This window comes from Pseudomonas duriflava, assembly GCF_007830155.1.
Classification (GTDB): Bacteria; Pseudomonadota; Gammaproteobacteria; order Pseudomonadales; family Pseudomonadaceae; genus Chryseomonas; species Chryseomonas duriflava.
Genome location: NZ_VLKY01000009.1, coordinates 201,313 through 221,007, shown reverse-complemented (window position 1 = coordinate 221,007; position 19,695 = coordinate 201,313). Strand labels below are relative to the sequence as shown.

At 51.8% G+C, this 19,695-nt stretch carries 17 protein-coding genes and 1 pseudogene; 10 read left to right on the top strand and 8 right to left on the bottom strand.

Going from position 1 to position 19,695, the window contains the following annotated elements; all coding sequences use genetic code 11:
- The first annotated feature begins 35 nt into the window (after positions 1–35).
- The 3 genes from IQ22_RS14760 (at position 36) to IQ22_RS14750 (ending at position 3,050) form a co-directional block, all read left to right on the top strand.
- Entirely contained in the window at positions 36–443 is a 408-nt protein-coding gene (locus IQ22_RS14760; protein ID WP_145143310.1) for a 3-phosphoshikimate 1-carboxyvinyltransferase, read from the top strand.
- A 464-nt stretch (positions 444–907) separates the two neighbouring features.
- Positions 908–2,566 carry a nitrite/sulfite reductase gene (locus IQ22_RS14755; protein WP_145143308.1) on the top strand — a complete coding sequence of 553 codons (1,659 nt, stop codon included), beginning with the start codon at positions 908–910 and terminating at the stop codon, positions 2,564–2,566.
- Positions 2,550–3,050 carry a DUF934 domain-containing protein gene (locus IQ22_RS14750; protein ID WP_145143306.1) on the top strand — a complete coding sequence of 167 codons (501 nt, stop codon included), beginning with the start codon at positions 2,550–2,552 and terminating at the stop codon, positions 3,048–3,050. The genes IQ22_RS14755 and IQ22_RS14750 overlap by 17 nt, the downstream gene beginning before the upstream one ends.
- Positions 3,051–3,096: 46 nt before the next feature.
- Here IQ22_RS14750 and IQ22_RS14745 read toward each other — a convergent pair whose 3' ends face one another.
- Together IQ22_RS14745 and sohB are read right to left on the bottom strand one after the other, a co-directional pair.
- Positions 3,097–4,089: a YhdH/YhfP family quinone oxidoreductase gene (locus IQ22_RS14745; protein ID WP_145143304.1), complete on the bottom strand. Its 993-nt coding sequence runs from the start codon at positions 4,087–4,089 to the stop codon at positions 3,097–3,099.
- Between the two features lie 55 nt (positions 4,090–4,144).
- Positions 4,145–5,170, bottom strand: coding sequence for a protease SohB (gene sohB / locus IQ22_RS14740; protein ID WP_145143302.1), 1,026 nt, complete (start codon positions 5,168–5,170; stop codon positions 4,145–4,147).
- 235 nt (positions 5,171–5,405) lie between these two features.
- Between sohB and IQ22_RS14735 the strand changes: the two genes are divergently transcribed.
- Positions 5,406–5,720, top strand: a complete 315-nt coding sequence (locus IQ22_RS14735) for an SCP2 sterol-binding domain-containing protein (RefSeq protein WP_145143300.1) — start codon at positions 5,406–5,408, stop codon at positions 5,718–5,720.
- Between the two features lie 132 nt (positions 5,721–5,852).
- Here the strand turns inward: IQ22_RS14735 and nudC are convergent, their stop codons facing one another.
- The 6 genes from nudC to IQ22_RS14705 all read right to left on the bottom strand — a co-directional run bounded on the left by nudC (position 5,853) and on the right by IQ22_RS14705 (position 11,407).
- Complete coding sequence (gene nudC / locus IQ22_RS14730) at positions 5,853–6,683, bottom strand: NAD(+) diphosphatase (protein ID WP_145143298.1); 831 nt, start codon at positions 6,681–6,683, stop codon at positions 5,853–5,855.
- The gene (locus tag IQ22_RS14725; RefSeq protein ID WP_145143295.1) at positions 6,680–8,368 is read right to left on the bottom strand and encodes a FimL-related protein; all 1,689 of its coding nucleotides are present in this window, start codon (positions 8,366–8,368) and stop codon (positions 6,680–6,682) included. The genes nudC and IQ22_RS14725 overlap by 4 nt, the downstream gene beginning before the upstream one ends.
- 36 nt (positions 8,369–8,404) lie before the next feature.
- On the bottom strand, positions 8,405–9,217 hold the full coding sequence (locus IQ22_RS14720) for a crotonase/enoyl-CoA hydratase family protein (protein ID WP_145143293.1): 813 nt from the start codon (positions 9,215–9,217) through the stop codon (positions 8,405–8,407).
- 197 nt (positions 9,218–9,414) lie between these two features.
- Positions 9,415–10,176 (bottom strand): DNA polymerase III subunit epsilon, encoded by a 762-nt coding sequence (gene dnaQ, locus IQ22_RS14715; RefSeq protein ID WP_145143291.1) that lies wholly within the window; start codon positions 10,174–10,176, stop codon positions 9,415–9,417.
- An 18-nt stretch (positions 10,177–10,194) separates the two neighbouring features.
- The gene (gene rnhA / locus IQ22_RS14710; protein WP_145143290.1) at positions 10,195–10,647 is read right to left on the bottom strand and encodes a ribonuclease HI; all 453 of its coding nucleotides are present in this window, start codon (positions 10,645–10,647) and stop codon (positions 10,195–10,197) included.
- Positions 10,640–11,407: a methyltransferase domain-containing protein gene (locus IQ22_RS14705; RefSeq protein ID WP_145143288.1), complete on the bottom strand. Its 768-nt coding sequence runs from the start codon at positions 11,405–11,407 to the stop codon at positions 10,640–10,642. Before IQ22_RS14705 ends, rnhA begins: the two co-directional genes overlap by 8 nt.
- Before the next feature lie 156 nt (positions 11,408–11,563).
- Between IQ22_RS14705 and gloB the strand changes: the two genes are divergently transcribed.
- The 6 genes and pseudogenes from gloB to IQ22_RS14675 all read left to right on the top strand — a co-directional run.
- On the top strand, positions 11,564–12,340 hold the full coding sequence (gene gloB / locus IQ22_RS14700; protein ID WP_145143286.1) for a hydroxyacylglutathione hydrolase: 777 nt from the start codon (positions 11,564–11,566) through the stop codon (positions 12,338–12,340).
- Positions 12,341–12,414: 74 nt separating this feature from the next.
- Positions 12,415–14,004, top strand: coding sequence for a lytic transglycosylase domain-containing protein (locus IQ22_RS14695; protein ID WP_145143284.1), 1,590 nt, complete (start codon positions 12,415–12,417; stop codon positions 14,002–14,004).
- Positions 14,005–14,145: 141 nt separating this feature from the next.
- Entirely contained in the window at positions 14,146–15,972 is a 1,827-nt protein-coding gene (locus IQ22_RS14690; protein WP_145143282.1) for an extracellular solute-binding protein, read from the top strand.
- A complete protein-coding gene (locus tag IQ22_RS14685) occupies positions 15,972–17,054 on the top strand; it encodes a microcin C ABC transporter permease YejB (protein WP_145143280.1) in 1,083 nt (360 codons plus the stop codon). The genes IQ22_RS14690 and IQ22_RS14685 overlap by 1 nt, the downstream gene beginning before the upstream one ends.
- Positions 17,054–18,076, top strand: coding sequence for an ABC transporter permease (locus IQ22_RS14680; RefSeq protein WP_145143278.1), 1,023 nt, complete (start codon positions 17,054–17,056; stop codon positions 18,074–18,076). Before IQ22_RS14685 ends, IQ22_RS14680 begins: the two co-directional genes overlap by 1 nt.
- Before the next feature lie 56 nt (positions 18,077–18,132).
- Positions 18,133–19,689 (top strand): annotated as a pseudogene (locus tag IQ22_RS14675) (ABC transporter ATP-binding protein); the annotation flags it as partial.
- Positions 19,690–19,695: the final 6 nt, after the last annotated feature.

Genomic DNA, 19,695 nt, shown 5'->3' with positions numbered 1-19,695 from the left:
CCGATTACGCGCAGCGGCAGACAGGAAGTAGTAGAATGCAACAGCAGGATATCCAGCAAGACCCTTTCGTTATTGGCCTGAAAGAGCGCTTGCCGAGTGATCTTCAAGACTCGTTCAGTAACGAGCAACTCGAAGCGCTAAAAATCGCCTTTGGTGCCCGCCGCTGGGGGCAGCATTCAGTAGACCTGCGAGGCACCTTTAGACTCTGGAGCTGGCGCTATTACTTCGTTTTTCTAGCGGGACGCAACAAGCGGGAGCGGAGTCGCGTCCAGGAAGAACTGTCTTCGATAGCCAAGGCATTTGCTATGGCCGTGTTCCTAGTATTTTGCGTCGGATGCGGCTTGGTCATTCTGTATTTGATTAAATCCGCCTTGGGCATCAACCTTTTCCCTGATTTTTCCCTAGGTTTATGGACTGAATTCAAACGACTTTTCGATAGCTGAAGCTAATCAGCCTTCTTTCCCTGAATACTCTGCTACGACTGCATGCCGATCTTATGATCGGCTGCGTTGATACCCTCGCATTCAAAAAACTAGCTCTTCTCAAATATCCACTTGCGCATAGCTTGTGGTAGCAGGGATAACGCACTGATCTATACGCGTTGCGTAACCTGACAATACATCTGGCCAACGCAATCTCGATCCTATTTAAGAACTATTGCAGGGTTGCCCTATATAGCCTTCCCTTTACAAGGCGACTTATCTCTATTCCACCGATCTCTGCCTAGTAATGAGTGCTTGATAAGCAGCATTGTTGCAAATACATCTCAACACCCTAACCTTATCGTCAAAACTGATTTTTATATAAAAAAACATCACTTTTAAGCATATACGTGGCCTGTTATCTTTCCTGCATGTGATAAGAACGCACAGCTGTGCGCATAGCCTTAGCCTGAGCAGGATTTTTAATGTACGTATACGACGAATACGACCAGCGGATCGTAGAGGAGCGCGTCAAGCAGTTTCGCGACCAGACCCGCCGCTACCTGGCCGGGGAGCTTTCTGGCGAGGAATTCCGCCCTCTACGTTTGCAGAACGGTCTTTATATCCAGCGCTACGCCCCTATGTTGCGAGTTGCGGTGCCTTATGGTCTGCTTAATACCAAGCAGGTTCGTAAACTGGCTCAGATCGCTCGCGACTATGACAAGGGATACGCACACGTCAGTACTCGCCAGAATTTCCAGTTCAACTGGCCGGATCTGGAAGACGTTCCGGACATCCTGGCTGAGCTTGCCACCGTCCAGATGCATGCTATCCAGACCAGCGGCAACTGTATTCGCAACACGACCACCGACCAGTTTGCAGGGGTAGCGGCGGACGAAATCATCGACCCGCGTCCCTGGTGTGAAATTATCCGTCAGTGGTCGACGTTCCACCCTGAGTTTGCCCACTTGCCCCGCAAGTTCAAGATTGCTGTTAATGGCGCCAAGCGGGACCGCGCGGCGATAGAAGTACATGACATCGGCCTTGAAGCCGTTCGTAACGAAGCAGGCGAACTAGGTTTCCGTGTACTGGTCGGCGGCGGTCAAGGCCGTACGCCTTATGTCGGCGCGTTCATTAACGAGTTTCTTCCTTGGCAGCATCTACTGACGTACCTGGAAGCCATCCTGCGCGTTTACAACCGTTACGGCCGTCGTGACAACAAGTTCAAGGCGCGGATCAAGATTCTGGTAAAAGCACTAGGTGAGCAAGTATTTGCCGAAAAGGTCGAGGCGGAGTGGGCTTATCTTAAAGATGGTCCGAACACCCTAATCGAAGCAGAAATCGAGCGCGTCTCTAAGTTCTTTGTTGATCCTGCCTATGAGACTTTACAAGACCAGTCCGACGCATTGGCACGCCTTGACGCTGAACACCCTGGCTTTGCCCGCTGGCGTTCACGCAATACATTTGCCCATAAGAAGCCTGGTTATGTAGCAGTTACCCTGTCGCTCAAACCGACCGGTACTGCACCTGGCGATATTACAGACAAACAACTCGATGCTGCTGCCGATCTGGCTGATCGTTATAGCTTCGGCGAACTGCGTACCTCCCACACTCAAAACATCATTCTGGCCGATGTTCGCCAGGATCAACTGTTTACCTTATGGGGTGAACTACGCGAGCAGGGCTTCGCGACGCCAAACGTCGGCCTGTTGACCGATATGATTTGCTGCCCGGGCGGTGATTTCTGCTCTTTGGCCAACGCTAAATCAATCCCGGTCGCCGAATCCATCCAACGCCGCTTCGATGATCTGGATTACCTGTTCGATATCGGCGAAATCGACTTGAATATCTCCGGTTGCATGAATGCTTGCGGTCATCACCATGTCGGACATATTGGTATTCTGGGTGTAGATAAAAAAGGTGAAGAGTTTTACCAGGTTTCCTTAGGTGGTTACGCCGGGCGTGACGCCAGCCTGGCTAAAATCCTGGGCCCTTCCTTTGCTCAGGACGACATGCCTGATGTAATTGAAAAGATAATTGCCGTGTATGTTGAACAGCGTACCGAAGACGAGCGCTTTATCGATACATACCGCCGTGTTGGCATCGAACCCTTTAAGGAGCGCGTCTATGCAAAGAATCATTAAGGGACGCCAAGTCGTCAACGATAACTGGCACCTGCTACCCAAGGAAACGGCCTTCGAAGACGTGCCAAACAGTGACAGCGTTATCGTTCCAGCCAACTTGTGGCTTGAGCATGGCCACGCCCTTACCTTACGCGATGGCGGCCTTGGCGTTTGGCTGGACAGCGATGAAGAGCCTGAAAGCATTGCCGACGCGCTGGAACACTTCCAGGTCATCGCCATCAACTTTCCAGCATTCACTGACGGTCGCGGCTTCTCTTATGCACGACTGCTGCGCGAGCGCTTTGGTTACAAAGGCGAACTGCGCGCCATAGGCGATGTACTGCAAGATCAGCTGTTCTTTATGCAGCGCTGCGGATTTGATGCGTATGCTATTCGCGCTGATCGCGATCCGGAAACTGCCCTGGCTGGCTTGGACGACTTCACCGTGACCTATCAGGCCGCAGCTGACCAGCCTCAACCTCTTTTCCGCCGCCGCTTGGCCTGAATAAAAAAAGCCCCGCTCAGTAAGCGGGGCTTTTTTAGTACGTGCACTAATCCAACCGAACCAGAATCCGCCCTATCATCTTTCCGGCTAACATCTGATTGATGGCGTTAGGCAAATCATCCAAGTGCACTTCACGGGTAATATCGTCTAAATCGTCGAGCTTCCATTGAGTCGCTAGACGCTCCCACATGGCAGCCTTGATATGAAGTGGCAGCTCTACTGAGTCTACCCCCAGCAGATTCACACCTCTGAGAATGAAAGGAAACACCGTGGCCTTAAAGCTGCTTCCAGCGGTCAGTCCACAGCATACAACGCTCGCACCATAATGCAGCGACTTGACGACATTGAAAAGAATGTCACCACCTACAGTATCAATCGCACCTGCCCATTGTTCCTTGAGCAGTGGCTTCTCGATACCATCCATCATTGTGGCGCGATCTAATATTTGTCGCGCTCCAAGTCTGTTCAGGAATTCAGCATGATCGATTTTGGCAGAGGCAGCCGCCACGCTATACCCCAGCCGGGTCAATAACTTGATGGCCAGCGTACCCACTCCACCGCTGGCCCCCGTCACCAACACTGACCCTGCAGAAGCCGTTAATCCGCTTTTTTCCAGCTTTTCAACACAAAGTCCGGCTGTTAGGCCTGCTGTCCCCAGGATCATTGTTTCGCGTAATGAAAGGCCGCCAGGCCGCTTGATGACCCACCCGGCCGGAACACGAATGTACTGGCCAAAACCACCCGGCGTGTCCATGCCCAAGTCATAGCCCGTTACAACAACCTCATCACCTGGCTTGAAGTCAGCAACCCTGGACTCAACGACTACGCCCGCTGCATCGATACCAGGCGTATGAGGATAGCGCCGCGTTACACCACGATTACCAATTGCCGAAAGGGCATCCTTGTAATTAAGCGATGAGTAACTGACCTTGATCAGGATGTCGCCAGACGGCAGATCGGCGATGGAGCGCTGGATAACGTCCTGCTGAAAGGCACCGTGCGCACCTTCAGTAACCCAGAGCGCTTTGAAAGAATCCATCTACCTCTCCTTCTCATTATGCACAGGCTATTTAAGGCCTCTGTTCTATAGGCTACTACTGCCAAGGACGGCTTTGACTGAGTCGGCCCCACCACGTAGTCACCAGCCGATCGATAGTCACACTGGCAGCCATTCCGATCCGCTCCTGCAGATTCTTGCGCTCGACGAATCGCACCAGAAAGACATCAGCTTCTTTAGAGCGCTCACATAAGTATTCGTCGCTCGTTTTCAACTCATCAACGAGACGCTTACCCAAGGCAGCCTGACCGAGCCAAACTTCACCCGTCGCGATTTCTTCCATGTGTAATTGCGGGCGATAGCGGCCAACAAAGCCCTTGAAAAGCTCATGTGTTATTTCGAGGTCCTGTTGAAACTTCTCTCGACCTTTCTCCGTATTTTCACCAAAGACTGTCAAAGTACGCTTGTACTCGCCTGCCGTCAGAACTTCATAATCAACGTCATGCTTTTTCAATAGACGGTGCACATTCGGTAATTGAGCAACTACCCCAATGGAGCCGAGAATAGCAAACGGGGCACTAAGGATTTTTTCACCAATACAAGCCATCATATAGCCGCCACTGGCAGCTACCTTGTCTACGCATACTGTCAAGGGAATGCCGGCCTGACGGATGCGCGCCAACTGTGATGCAGCCAAGCCGTAGCTGTGCACCATGCCACCACCACTTTCCAGACGCACTACAACCTCATCTTGAGCAGTAGCCAACGTTAGAATGGCCGTCACTTCATGACGCAGCTGCTCGGTTGCAGAGGCTTTAATATCACCATCGAAATTCAGAACATAAACATAAGTTCGTTTTTCACCCTTTTTACGCGAAGCCTTTGCTGCCTTGGCTTCCTCCTTTCGCAGCGCCTTGAAACGCTGTTTATCAAGAATGCTTTGCTGCAAACGTAAGCGTAACGACTTATAGAAATCGTTAAGCTTTTGAACCTCAAGATGACCTCCCGCTCCTCTCCGCCCTTTACTGCGTATAGCCGCAATAAAGATCAGTACCGCTAAGATCGCCAAAACGACGGTAATCGTTTTGATGAGAAAACTGGCGTAATCTGCAAAAAAGTCCACGTACTCTCCTTACCTCGGTGCGCCCGGTATTTTCACTCGGGTTAGTTTATCAAGCATACTCACCGTCGCGCCTGTGAGCCAACTATCCTGCCGACTGCATTGATTCAAACAAGCGTATGATCTTGCATTGACAGTATTCTCTTGCCCACCTACTCTCGATGATCGTCGCAATGACTACACAAAGTACATCGCGACCAACATGTTCTACCTACATGACCTCACAAGGATTCTGGATATGAGCAGTGCTGCTGAGACTATTGAAAATCTGAAAAACAAGTTCAACCCTGAAGCGGCTGCCGGCTTGGATCTGGTGTATCAGTTTGATATTGAAGATGGCGAAAACTATTACCTGATCGTTAAGGACAAAACCTGCGATGTGAAAGCAGGTAACGCTGAGCAAGCAGATTGCACACTGATTATGAATACCGAGACACTAAAAGGTATTGTTTCAGGAGAAACTGATGGTATGCAGGCGTTCATGGCTGGCAAAGTACGCACTGAAGGCAACATGATGCTGGCCCTGAAATTAGGTGAAATCTTCCCTAATTGATATTGTGAGCCGGAGGACTGCTTCCGGCTCAGCCTATCGCAATATAGATAACGCCTTATTGTCCGAACACCACAGCTAGCGCCACGCCATCTTTAAAAGGTCTCGTTGATGATGCTCCGGCGCTTAGTGCTCCTAATTTGGCAATAAGGGTTCAGGCAAGCCTAAGCGTTGTGCCAGATAAAGATCGATCAGATAACGTGAAATAGACTGTTTAGGCGGCAGCAACGGCAAGTTATTTAGAGAGAACCAACGCGCATCCTCGATTTCGTCAGGCTGACAGATAATTTCTCCACCTGCATAGTCTGCATGAAACCCCAACATCAACGAGTGAGGATAAGGCCAACTCTGGCTTCCCAGGTACCGAAGGTTTTGTACCTCTACGGCTACCTCTTCCCGGACCTCTCGCCTAACACAGGCCTCGACCGACTCACCCGGTTCGACAAAACCTGCCATCGTACTGTAGACCCCTGGCGCGAAGCGCGGCGATCTTGCCAGTAGCACTTCGTCACCTCGCGTTACCAAAACGATCATGCTGGGAGAAAGACGTGGATATTGAGTCAACCCACATGCAGGGCAGCTTAATCCGCGCTGCCCTTTGAGAGCACGGGTTGGCGTGGCACAACGTCCACAGAAGCGATGATGAGCGGCCCAGGTAGCGATTTGCGACGCATAGCCAAGCATTTTGAACACATCATGCTCGGCACATAGCATCAAAGGACGCAACGCTTGCCAAGTATAACCCTCAAGCTCAGCCGCAGCCTCGACCTCACATAACATGACCGGAAGCCCATCGAAGTAACCCAAGCCATACTGGCCGGAAATGGGCAGCCTCTTAAGTACATCAAGCGAGAGTGGAAAGAAGGCTTTCTCGCCTCGGGTTAAAAATCCTGCGGGACTATGCACAATAGCATGCCCTATAGCGTCAGCAGCTAGATCAATACATCCTGGTTCCCAACGACTCATGCGGCAGCCACCGGCCTCCAACCCAACGCACAAACGCTGTCCGACGCGACCTCAAGGATATCGGGACGCCCCGGAGAAGGTGCCAAGGCGCCACTCTCAAGAAAGAACTCGATACTGCTCAATGCATCGGCTAGCACTTCGATCAGAGAAGTCGTGGGCATGTTATGACTATCCATCATCTGCACCTGAATATATTGAGCACAGATACCGGTCAGCTCAGCCGCTCGCTCGTGTGCCAGGAACCAGAGCGCTCCCCGAACGTTATGCAGTACACCTGGAACGCTAGCAAGATGGGCGACCTCACCGCGAGAGTCTAGATAAGCCGAGATTGCTTGCTTGGCTGTTACCAGCCCGGACTTCGCCTCTTCAAGCAAGAGAACATGGGCTTCCATTAAGAGATGACTGGCAAACGATTCCGCTTCATGACCTGAAGCAGTATTACCAACAGGGGACTCCTGCCCCTCATAACGTTCAAGGCTGGCAACTAGGCTTTCTACGTACAGGATAGCATCGGCCAGCTTGTCCAACCCTTGGCGATCAGCCTTTCCTGCCTTGGCCCAAGTATTGAGCATTGGAAGATGGGCCTGAAGCGCCTTGCCAGCTGCGCCTTGCTCGATCATTACGAGTGTTTTGGCCAGAATACCAAGCTGCACGTACAACCGCGCATAAGCATCGGACTCAGCGGCATCGCGCTCAATCAAATCCAGTAGCTCTTTAGCCGTGTTCAATTCCTCTTGAATGGCTAATGAAAGCGATTGCATGACTGCAACGCCTGGACCAGTGAGGCGACGGTACGTTTCCTCTAATTGGCGATCGGTGTAGCTGAGAGGCTCCATGGCAAAAGCAGACCGCAGCGCAGTCACACGCGCCCCCCGTCCTTCAGACAACGCGGCCAGGTAGAGAAGATCTTTAAGAATACTGCGTGGCGGCTCATAGTCAGCATTAGTTAACAGCTGACGCAACTCCCGATCGAGCTTGGCAAACAATTGCTTACGTGCTGCATGGGGCAACAATGCGCCATCATTAAAGGCTTCGAGCGTAGCGGCTCCTATCCAGCATAAACGTGCGCCAGGGCGATCATGCAGCAAACTATCCAGGCGCGAAAGCGCACGCTCCATAAGCCTCAGCCCAGATCTGACATTGTTCCCTCGAAGCAACCCCATCAGGCCGATCTGATACATCTGGCGCATCCGCCGCGCTAGAGCAAGCCTCGCCTCGTAAGGCTGCCCATCGGGGCAATGGCTTGCAGGACGTGGCAGATCCAGCCGTACACTAAAGAAATAACACTCCGGTAGGGCAGGCTGCCCTGTCACATGACGAAGCTCATTGATTACGGGCAGGAGTACTTCAGGAATATCATCCTGCTGATGGTGCAGCTGTTCAAGGTAGCGGCGCAGCACATGCAAGGCATGACAAAGCGCCATAAGGTGTTCATCGCGCTCCCCCCCTGCACCAGCAGGAATATCCATAACCAGATCGAAGGCTTCCTGAGCCAATAGCTCCGCCCCAGTCAACTCGATTAGGGAAAGGGCACCTCGTATCTGATGGATACATTCCACTGCACGCTGAAGCAGGCTGCTACAGTGACGCTCCAGGATAAAGCGCTCCAGGTTCTGCTCGGCCTGCTCAATTGTCGCGAACAGTTCATCACGTACTAAACCTAGCGCTCTCGCTCCGGTAACCATGCCTTCAAACGCCTCCTGCGCTACATCCGCTTGCTATCAGTCCGGAAAATCCGGAGCCTGTCTGCTCATCTGCGCCGCTAAGGCGATACGCAAATCGTTTGACTGCAGCATTGCCGCATTCCATGTGGCGATGTAATCCAAACCGTCGTCGATACGATGATCCTGCATATAGTTGATCATCGCTTTGGTTCCACGAATGGCCCGAGGTGATTTCACTGCAATCGTTGCAGCTATCTGCATGACATCATCCATCATTTGATCAGCTGTCATATATAGACGATTGACCAGACCAATGGATAAGGCTTCTTCACCTGTAAAGTGCCGTCCCGTGAAGGCCAACTCGCGAAGCACACCATCACCAATCAGCTTTGGTAGACGTTGTAACGAGCCGGTATCAGCTACCATTCCCAAATCAATCTCCTTCAAGGCAAACCGCGCATCTGCTGAGGCGTAACGCATGTCACAGGCTGCGATCAGATCGATAGCACCACCCAGACAATAACCTTGAATAGCAGCTAAAACGGGCTTACGACAGTTAGCCACTGCATTGAATGAAGATTGAAGTTCAAGAATCTTAGCGTGTAATAACTCCGTATTGTGTCCTACGTCACGCCCAAGCTGACCAGCGGTCTCAGAAAGCAACGAAAGGTCAATACCTGAGGAAAAGTGTGCACCAGCACCAGACAAAACAATGGCACGGACAGAACGTTCCTGATCCGCCCAGTGAAAGATTTCACGGATCTCCTGCCAGAACGCGGCATTCATGGCATTAATCTTTTCAGGACGATCAATGATAACATTAACAACCTGATCGACCTGCTCCAGACGAAACGCGTGGAACTCTTTCATCTGCCCCTCTTCCAAGTAATAACGGGCCTTGGACCTGTCACGCCAGAGTCAACCAAGGTGCAGTTATCGTAATGAAAAACCTATCTAACTGCGACCTTAGTCACATCCCAGGGCAATACAGTTCAACTGTTAACCGGAAATATTTTCATTAAGGCCTTCCGGTTTAGCATGTAGCATTAGGCCTGATATCAAGTAGCCTATTTTATTTCCTGTGTTGAAGATGTCTTTGCTGCGGCTTCCAGCTGGAGCCATACCGGCAAGGCACCGGCTGACTTTTCAATAGCAGCCATACGTGACGCATGAGCGGCTAGCTCTGCTTCATTAGCCTTTATCACACGTGTTCTGGAGCGATCTGCAGGTAGTCGCCTGATAGGACTTGCCGTAGAGCCCCCAGAGTCATTTTCCTGGCCCTGCCCCGCCAGCGATAGCGAAGTCTGACCTCCTGTCATCGCCAAATAGACGTCCGCCAGGATCTCCGAGTCGAGCAAGGCGCCGTGCAGCTCACGATTGGAGTTATCTATCCCGTAGCGCTTGCAAAGAGCATCTAGACTGTTGCGCTGCCCTGGATGCCGACCTCGCGCCATCTGCAAGGTATCGAGTACAGTGCAGTGATTGGTAATTTCGCACCAGTCAGGCCGATCACCCAGCAGCTTGAATTCGTTATTGATGAAACCAATGTCAAACGGCGCGTTATGAATGATTAATTCGGCGCCTTGAATGAAGGCAAAGAACTCATCAGCAATCTCGCGAAACCGTGGCTTATCGGCTAGAAATTCGTCACTGATGCCATGAACGGCCAAGGCCCCTTCATCCACGGTACGGTCAGGGTTCAGGTAAACGTGGAAATGGCGCCCCGTCAGACGGCGCCCGATAATTTCGACACCACCGATTTCGATAATGCGATGTCCATCAGTAACAGGCATGCCTGTCGTTTCGGTATCGAGCACAACGCTGCGCATGTATCACTCACCTTAGAATCAAACAGTTCGCAGTTTACGGATTTCATCAACGCCACGGTTGGCCAACTGGTCAGCGCGCTCGTTACCGTGATGGCCGGTATGGCCACGAACCCATTCCCAGTTCACGGTATGACGCGAGACCTGAGCATCCAACTCCTGCCAGAGATCAGCATTCTTGACAGGTTGTTTGGCCGATGTTTTCCAGCCTCGCGCCTTCCAGCCGTTTAACCACTCAGTAATACCTCGCATGACATATTCCGAGTCGGTAACAAGACGCACTGTACAGGGCCGCTTCAAGGCTTCAAGCGCCCGTATGGCTGCCATCAGCTCCATCCGGTTGTTTGTAGTAACTGCCTCCCCGCCCCATAACTCGCGCTCGTTACCCTTGTAGATCAGTAAGGCTCCCCAGCCGCCGGGCCCTGGATTACCTTTACAGGCCCCATCCGTAAAGATTTCTACGACGTCATTCATTGGTTCCGCTCGTTTCTCGACGGCTGATCTTAGCTACAGGCATAGGAATCAATTTTCCGCGCGGCTCACGACGAGTCTGTGGTAGAGGCCGCAGACCCATCATTAGTTTACGGGCAGACAATAGATAGAATCCGGCCCCGTTAGCCTGATTACCGTTCTGGTTACGTTCGAGCCATGCCAGGCGGTTTTGCCAGACCGGCGAAGAAAGCGGCGGACGATAACATCCGAACCGCCGCCGCTCCAAGGCGAAACCAAGCAAAGATAGCCAGTCTCCTACCCGACTGGCCCCGATACAGCGAGCCTTGCGAAAGGCATCTGCTGCAAAATAGTGCCGGATCCCCCAGGCACTCCAGGGATTGATTCCAATAATTAACAAATGCCCACCCGGGCGCACACTCAATGCAGCCTGACGCAAAAGACGGTGCGGTGAAAGGCAAAAATCCAGACCATGTTGAAGCAGCACGACATCTGCTGCATTTTCACTTAGTGGCCAAGCGCCTTCCTCACAGGCAATATCTATTCCTGGAAGTGGTGGTCCTAGTCGAACGCCATGTCGTAGCTGACTGCCACCGGGAGGAATTCTCAATGACGGGCCGTAGTGGACCAGATAGCTACCAAAGTAGCGCTTCAGCTCATCGGCTAACAAACGCTCCTCTTCCTCCAGCATCAACTGGCCCAGCGGACCATCGAGCCATTGACGTGCAGATTGCATTAAGGTGAGCCAACGGGTGTCGGCCTGAGCAAACGCTTCATCTACCATCTGCTTATCTCCAGAATTTGACGGCCCTGCTGCCTGTCAATCGTCGCTTTGCATAAGACCGCATTATTTCTTATCTGCTTGCCTTCGCCGATCCCTTCATCTTTTTGTCGCACATGACCTAATATGCTGAGTGCAACTCATTACTGGCCAGCTCTTATGATAAAAATCGATGCCCTTTCCGCCTTTAGCGATAACTACATCTGGTTGCTGCAAGATACCGTACAACAGCAATGTGCTGTGGTTGATCCAGGGGACGCATCGCCAGTATTAGCTTGGCTCAAGACGAATCCGGGCTGGACGTTGACTGATATTCTGATCACCCACCATCACCATGATCATGTTGGTGGTATACCGATATTAAAAGACGCTACCCATGCTCATGTTTATGGCCCTGCCCTAGAAGGCATCCCTGGCCGGGACACCCCTCTGAACGAAGGGGATACGCTTGAAGTGTTGGGCATGACATTATCGGTTCTCCATGTACCAGGCCATACACTAGGTCATATTGCCTATGTAAAGCAGGGAGCCCAGCCTCTTCTTTTCTGTGGCGACACATTATTTGCTGGCGGATGCGGCCGTCTGTTCGAGGGAACACCGGCACAAATGCATGAGTCATTGGCCAAGCTGGCCGCTCTGAAAGCCGATACAGCTGTGTATTGTGCTCATGAATACACATTGAGCAATCTACGTTTTGCCCGAGCGGTCGATCCGACCAACAGCACCCTATCCGAACGCCTCGTAACCGTCGAAAGTCTACGTGCAAATAGCAACATAACATTACCTTCAACCCTTGCTGAGGAACGTGCAACAAACCCCTTCCTGCGCTGCGGTGAAGCCGTAATCAGACGAGCCGCCGATGAAAAAGCCGGCTTCCCTCATCGCTCCGAAGCAGAGGTCTTTGCCACCCTTAGAGCATGGAAAGATCATTTTTGAGGACTGTTCAACCTTGACCCTGCTGAGTCGCATTCCTAGAATCGCGCAAATTTTTCAGGGAATGCGCTCAGCCAATGCCGCCACAGCCGCAAAAAAATGTCGACTTAGACGGATTGGCTCGTACCGCCAAGCTCTCCGCCCTATGCCTTGCTATCTTTCTGGCCGGCTGTCAGGGCATGGCACCTAAGGAGCAGGAGCGTTACCTGCCAGAAGACAGCTTAAGCAGTAGCATTAATATGAAGCGTGAGCCTGAATGGCTCAAGCTAGCCCCTCAAAAGCATACTCCCAATGATGTTTGGGAGCGTGTGCGCAGCGGCTATCAGTTACAGAATGAAATTGGTGTCAATCCCCGTATCGAGCAGCAGCGGCTCTGGTATGCCAGCAATCCGGCTTCCGTTGAGCAGTCCTGTAATCGTGGCGGGCTGTATCTTCACTATATCGTCGAGCGCCTGGAAGAACGCAACATGCCACTTGAGCTGGCGCTTCTTCCCGTCGTAGAAAGCTCTTTCGATCCTTTTGCCTTATCACACAGCGCAGCGGCTGGCATCTGGCAATTCATTCCTACGACAGGGCGCTATTTCAATTTGCGACAAACCCGCTGGTATGACGGCCGGCTCGACATTACGGCTTCCACTAACGCAGCGCTGGACTATCTGAGCAAGCTACATAATATGTTCAATGGTGACTGGCTACTGGCACTGGCCGCTTATAATGCCGGCGAAGGGACAGTGAGCCGAGCGATTGAACGCAATCAAAAGCTTGGACTTCCTACCGACTATTGGAATCTCTCATCCCTGCCCCAGGAAACTCAGGCTTACGTTCCCAAGCTACTGGCTTTGTCACAACTGGTATTGAACCCTGACTCTTATGGCATCCAACTTGACCCGATTGCCAACGAGCCTTACTTCGAAGTTGTCAAAATCAAGCAACACCTCGATTTAGCCAAGGTAGCTCAACTGGCAGAGCTGGACGAAGACGAGCTTTATCGGCTCAACCCGGCATATACCCGTCGAGTCACAATGGACGGCCCCAAACAGTTATTGATTCCAGCCGAAAAAGCAGAACTTTTCGAAGAAAATCTGGCGCAGAAAGCAGCCGATGCTGTGGTTCACTGGCAGGAGTATCAGGTACGCCGAGGCGATACCCTCGGCTCGATTGCCAACCGCTACCAGATCAGCACCGCACAGATCCAATCATTCAATAAATTACAAAGTACTCGTTTGGGGATTGGGCAGCGATTAATGCTACCCCGGGTAGCTGGCATCGCACCATTGGCTCCTAAGGAAAATGTAACAGCCTTGATCGAGGAGCCGATCACCCGCACTTACCGCGTCAAGAGCGGCGATAATCTTTGGACAATAGCGCGCGAAAATCATGTCGAGCTCAACGACTTGAAACGCTGGAATGCGCTTGATAAACGCAGCCTAAAAGTAGGACAGGTACTCAAGCTGTACGGCACTCCTGTCCAAAAACAAAAGGCTAGTAAAACAGCTGCTTCGCAGACGCCTCGCCAAAACGCTACGTATTATCGGGTAAAGCGAGGAGACTCGCTCTACATGATTGCCAAGCGATTTAATGTGCAGTTACAGAATATCCAACAATGGAATCCTAGTAGCAGCAAAGCGCTTACACCAGGGCAAACGCTAACGTTGTATCTCGATTAAGGCCGCTGGCTGCACTACATGTCTTTTTTGACCTTTCGTGAACTGGTAGTGTACTGCGCTCTTGTTTCAAGCACGCACCCTCGATAGACACATCCGAGCCGTGTAGTCAGGTTATCGCCTCTCATGTAAGGGAACACTACGATGCAACATCTTACTCGTATCTGGATCCCTACCGTTTTACTGATCCTGAGCCTAGCCTGCCAATCTATCGCAGCAGCTCCTCAGCATGCCCTTACCCTTTATAACGAGCCTCCCAAATATCCGGCTGGATTCACTCATTTTGACTATGTAAACCCTGACGCCCCAAAAGGCGGAACTCTACGCCTTTCGAGCTTTGGGCATTTCGACACCCTCAACCCTTTTAACGGCAAGGGCGCTGTAGCTGATCAAATAGGCCTGCTGTATGACAGCCTGACCTTTCATGCCTTAGACGAGCCTTTTACTGAATACGGCCTATTAGCTGAAAAGATCGAAAAAGCAAACGACAACAGTTTTGTCCGTTTCTATCTGCGGCCCCAAGCACGTTTCAACGACGGCACCCCTGTTACAGCTGAAGATGTAGTATTTACCTTCAATATCTTGATGAAGCATGGTGATCCGTTCTACCGCAGCTATTATGCCGATGTGAAAGAAGTTGTTGTTGAGGCGCCTCGTCAAGTACGGTTTGACTTTAAAACGACCCATAATCGCGAGCTTCCCCTCATCCTGGGTCAACTTCAGATCCTGCCCAAACATGCCTGGGTCTCACGTGACTTCACCAAAACAACCCTTGAGCCACCATTGGGAAGCGGACCTTACCGAGTCACCCAAGTACAGCCTGGGCGTGCGATTCGGCTCGAGCGGGTCAAGGACTGGTGGGGTAAGGATTTGCCGGAGACTCGGGGGTTCTACAATTTCGATACCATCACCATAGATTATTACCGTGACCAGAACGTGGCACTAGAGGCTTTCAAAGCCGGCCAGTTCGACCTAACTTTGGAAACCTCTGCAAAAAATTGGGCCACAGCTTACAACACGCCGGCACTGCATGAGGGTCGTATCATTAAGGCCGAGCTGCCCAATAATCAGCCTCAAGGCATGCAAGGTTTTGTCTTCAATTTGCGGCGCGCTCAATTCAAGGACAAACGCGTCCGACAGGCTATCGCACTCCTGTTCGATTTCGAATGGAGCAATCGCCAGTTGTTCTATGGCGCATACAAGCGCAACAACAGTTATTTTGAAAACTCGGAGTTGGCTGCACGTGGACTGCCTGGGCCTGATGAGCGTGCGATACTCGAACCGCTTCGTGAGCAATTGCCGGCCAGTGTTTTCAAGCAGCCTCCCAGCTTGCCGCAGACGGATGGCAGCGGCATCATTCGCCCATTTCAGCGCGTGGCCTACCAGCTTTTGCTCGAAGCAGGTTACCGTATCGAAGACAATCGTATGGTCGATGCCCAAGGCACTCCCCTACGCTTCGAGTTTATGCTGGCCCAACCAGCATTTGAACGCGTGTTACTTCCTTTCAAACGCAACTTGGCAGAGATCGGAATCGACATGCAGCTGCGCAACGTAGATCTCTCGCAGTACATCAACCGCATTCGCTCACGCGACTTCGACATGCTGGTTTTCAGTTGGGGACAAGGTAGCTCACCCGGTAATGAGCAACGGGAGTTCTGGCACTCCAGCAGCGCCGACGACCCGGGCAGCCGCAACCTGATCGGCCTACGTGATCCAGCAATCGATCGCCTGGTAGAAGGCCTGATTGCAGCTGACAGCCGGAGCGCCTTGGTCAGCCATACCCGGGCCCTTGATCGCGTCCTGATGGCAGGTTACTACGTGATTCCGAACTGGTACACGGACCGTTGGCGTATCGCTTATTGGAATCGCTTTGGACGTCCAGCCAAGACGCCGTCATCTGACTATGGGTTGATGACATGGTGGCAGACTCATGACAAAGCTGTTGGTAGCGCCATACAAGGTAAACCGTAATGCTGGCTTATATTCTACGCCGCGTGCTTTTTATCATCCCAACGCTATTTGGGATCCTGCTAATCAACTTCGTTATTATCCAGGCCGCTCCTGGCGGCCCGGTCGACCAAGCTATAGCCAGACTTGAAGGCCTTAATACTCCGGGTGGCTCCACGGGACAAATTTCCGAGGGCAGCGCTGAAATTGCAGGAGGGAGCTCACACTATCGCGGTGGCCAGGGACTCGATCCCGAACTAATTGCCCAGATAGAGCAGCAATACGGCTTTGATAAACCCGCCCCGCTACGCTTTTGGCTAATGCTCAAAAACTACGCTCAACTGGATTTCGGCGAAAGCTTTTTTCGCGACACCACAGTAACGGATCTGATACTGGAAAAAATGCCAGTTTCTATTTCTCTAGGGCTTTGGAGCACATTGATCCTGTATGTGATCAGTATTCCGCTAGGTATCGCCAAGGCGGTACGTCACGGGAGCCGTTTCGACGTTTGGACCAGCTCGGCTATTGTGATCGGCTATGCGATACCGGCTTTTCTCTTTGGAATACTACTTATCGTTTTCTTTGCAGGGGGTAGTTATTTTCAGTGGTTCCCTTTACGCGGCCTTACTTCACCAGACTTCGACCAGCTTAGCCTGGGCGGTAAAATCATTGACTATTTCTGGCATTTGGCGCTTCCGGTTACTACCTTAGTCATTGGCGGCTTCGCCACCTTGACCTTATTGACCAAAAATAGCTTTCTGGATGAAATCAACAAGCAGTATGTCATCACTGCACGTGCGAAAGGCTTGATAGAACGACGCGTTCTATATGGGCATGTTTTTCGTAATGCCATGCTGCTTGTGATCGCAGGCATTCCCGCAGCGCTGCTGGGTGTATTTTTTTCCGGCTCGCTTCTAATCGAGGTAATCTTTTCACTGGATGGTCTTGGGCTACTGAGCTTCGAATCCATCATGAATCGTGATTATCCAGTCGTATTTGGCACCTTGTTTCTGTTCACACTATTCGGCCTGTTAACCAAGCTCATCAGCGATCTGACCTACATGCTGGTCGATCCCCGTATCGACTTTGAAAGCAGGGATTACTGATGCTTCGCCTGTCTCCTATCAATCAGCGCCGCTGGACACGCTTCAAAGCTCATAAGCGCGGCTGGATCTCGCTCTGGCTCTTCCTTGCCTTGTTTATTATTAGCCTAGGTGCAGAGCTTGTTGCCAACGATAAGCCCTGGGTTATCCATACGGATAACCAGTGGTATTTCCCCGCTATCGTCCAGTACACGGAAACAGATTTTGGGGGTGAGTTTCCACTGGAGCCGAATTATAAAGGGCCTTACTTTCAGGATCTGATGGATAAGAAGCAGGCTTGGGCGCTGTGGCCTCCCATACCCTACCGCTACGACAGCATTAATTATGATCTAGCGGTCCCGGCGCCGGCGCCACCGTCTGCTGAAAACTGGCTAGGTACTGACGATCAGGCTAGGGACGTACTAGCCAGGGTGATTTATGGGTTCCGCATTTCAATTTTGTTTGCTCTCATCCTGACGTTTTTCAGCACCATCATTGGCGTGGCCGTCGGCGCCTTGCAGGGTTACTTTGGTGGCTGGGTGGATTTATTGGGCCAGCGCTTTCTAGAAATCTGGTCAGGCCTTCCTGTACTCTTTTTATTAATCATTCTGTCCAGCTTTGTACAGCCTAACTTTTGGTGGCTGCTAGGCATCATGCTGCTATTTTCCTGGACCGCTCTGGTAGATGTAGTACGTGCCGAATTCTTGCGTGGGCGAAACCTAGAATATGTACGTGCCGCACGTGCGCTTGGCATGAAGGACGGCGCCATCATGCTTCACCACATTCTGCCCAATGCCATGATCTCAACCATGACATTTCTGCCCTTCTTGCTTACTGCCGCCATCGGCACGCTTACCTCACTGGATTTTCTTGGTTTTGGCTTACCGGCAGGCTCACCCTCGCTTGGGGAGCTTATTGCTCAGGGCAAAAACAACCTGCAGGCACCATGGCTTGGCATTTCCGCTTTCGTCACCCTCGCCCTGATGTTGAGTCTTCTAGTTTTCATTGGCGAAGCAGCCCGTGATGCATTCGACCCGAGAAAATAAAAATGACTACCGGCAATCTGCTTGAAATACGCGACCTATGCGTTGAGTTTGTCAATGAGGGCAAGGTCACCCGCGTTCTGGACAAGGTCAGCCTGGAGATTCGCCCCGGTGAAACACTAGCTCTTGTCGGCGAAAGCGGCTCGGGTAAATCCGTCACGGCCCATAGCGTGTTACGCCTGCTACCAAAGTCGACGACACGGTATGCTGCTGGCAGTATCTACTACGGTGATCAGGATTTATTAAAAGCACCAGAGAGGATACTAAATGGTATCCGAGGGAATCGAGTCGCCATGGTATTTCAGGAACCCATGACGTCACTCAACCCTCTTCACAATGTTCAAAAACAGATTCTCGAAGTGTTGGCCTTGCATCAAGGACTGACAGGTAAACCCGCACAGCAGCGTGTACTTGAGTTGCTGGAGCTGGTTGACATACCCGAGCCGGCAAAACGTCTTTCAGCCTACCCACATGAACTTTCTGGAGGACAGCGACAGCGAGTCATGATTGCCATGGCTCTCGCCTGTGGGCCGGAACTTCTGATTGCAGACGAGCCAACTACCGCTCTTGATGTAACAGTCCAACAGACCATCCTGCGCCTATTAAAGGATTTGCAACGCAAACTGGGCATGGCCATTCTGCTTATCAGCCATGACCTAAACCTGGTGCGACAAATTGCTGATCGCATATGTGTCATGCAATGCGGGAGAATCGTCGAAGAAGGAACATGCGAGGCTATACTTCAAACGCCTCGTCATTCTTATACCCAGGCCCTGCTCAATGCAGAGCCTACTGGCGAACCGGTAGCCGTATTGCCAGCAGCTGCCGAGATGGAAGTGAACGCATTGAAAGTATGGTTTCCTGTTCGAAAAGGGTTATTGCGCCGAACAGTCGATCATGTCAAAGCCGTGGATGGCATCGACTTTATTCTTCCCAAGGGGCAGACGCTTGGGATCGTAGGTGAGAGCGGGTCAGGCAAGACGACCTTGGGGTTAGCCGCGCTTCGTCTTCTAGAAAGCAAGGGAAGTATCCGTTTCTCCGGAAATGAGCTAACAGCGCTGACCCCAGCCGAATTGAGGCCCTTACGCCGCCAGATGCAGATAGTGTTTCAGGACCCCTACGGCAGCCTGAGCCCGCGCATGTCCGTAGCACAAATCATTGGCGAAGGACTGCGGATACATAATATCGGCACGCCGGAGGAGCAGGAAGCCGCGGTTATCGATGCATTACTTGAGGTCGGCCTTGACCCTGCCACACGATATCGGTATCCGCATGAGTTCTCAGGAGGTCAACGGCAACGCATTGCCATTGCACGCGCCCTGATTTTGAAACCGTCACTTATCTTGTTGGACGAGCCCACTTCGGCGCTCGACCGAACCGTACAACGTCAGGTCGTAGACTTACTCCGCGACCTACAAGCCAAACACAACCTGACTTACCTATTCATTAGTCATGACTTGGCTGTGGTAAAAGCACTCAGCCATTATCTGATGGTAATGAAAGGAGGCAGGATTGTAGAAGAAGGTTGTGCCGCAGAGCTCTTCACGAATCCGCAGCACCCGTACACCCGGCAGCTATTGGATGCGGCATTTCTGTCGCCCGCAGCTGCCCACTAATCAAGA

Bases quoted from the DNA above. Each gene is read 5' to 3' on its own strand.
- IQ22_RS14760 (WP_145143310.1), top strand. From the start codon at position 36: ATGCAACAGCAGGATATCCAGCAAGACCCTTTCGTTATTGGCCTGAAA.
- IQ22_RS14755 (WP_145143308.1), top strand. From the start codon at position 908: ATGTACGTATACGACGAATACGACCAGCGGATCGTAGAGGAGCGCGTC.
- IQ22_RS14750 (WP_145143306.1), top strand. From the start codon at position 2,550: ATGCAAAGAATCATTAAGGGACGCCAAGTCGTCAACGATAACTGGCAC.
- IQ22_RS14745 (WP_145143304.1), bottom strand. From the start codon at position 4,089: ATGGATTCTTTCAAAGCGCTCTGGGTTACTGAAGGTGCGCACGGTGCC.
- IQ22_RS14735 (WP_145143300.1), top strand. From the start codon at position 5,406: ATGAGCAGTGCTGCTGAGACTATTGAAAATCTGAAAAACAAGTTCAAC.
- nudC (WP_145143298.1), bottom strand. From the start codon at position 6,683: ATGAGTCGTTGGGAACCAGGATGTATTGATCTAGCTGCTGACGCTATA.
- IQ22_RS14725 (WP_145143295.1), bottom strand. From the start codon at position 8,368: ATGGTTACCGGAGCGAGAGCGCTAGGTTTAGTACGTGATGAACTGTTC.
- IQ22_RS14720 (WP_145143293.1), bottom strand. From the start codon at position 9,217: ATGAAAGAGTTCCACGCGTTTCGTCTGGAGCAGGTCGATCAGGTTGTT.
- dnaQ (WP_145143291.1), bottom strand. From the start codon at position 10,176: ATGCGCAGCGTTGTGCTCGATACCGAAACGACAGGCATGCCTGTTACT.
- rnhA (WP_145143290.1), bottom strand. From the start codon at position 10,647: ATGAATGACGTCGTAGAAATCTTTACGGATGGGGCCTGTAAAGGTAAT.
- IQ22_RS14705 (WP_145143288.1), bottom strand. From the start codon at position 11,407: ATGGTAGATGAAGCGTTTGCTCAGGCCGACACCCGTTGGCTCACCTTA.
- gloB (WP_145143286.1), top strand. From the start codon at position 11,564: ATGATAAAAATCGATGCCCTTTCCGCCTTTAGCGATAACTACATCTGG.
- IQ22_RS14695 (WP_145143284.1), top strand. From the start codon at position 12,415: ATGCCGCCACAGCCGCAAAAAAATGTCGACTTAGACGGATTGGCTCGT.
- IQ22_RS14690 (WP_145143282.1), top strand. From the start codon at position 14,146: ATGCAACATCTTACTCGTATCTGGATCCCTACCGTTTTACTGATCCTG.
- IQ22_RS14685 (WP_145143280.1), top strand. From the start codon at position 15,972: ATGCTGGCTTATATTCTACGCCGCGTGCTTTTTATCATCCCAACGCTA.
- IQ22_RS14680 (WP_145143278.1), top strand. From the start codon at position 17,054: ATGCTTCGCCTGTCTCCTATCAATCAGCGCCGCTGGACACGCTTCAAA.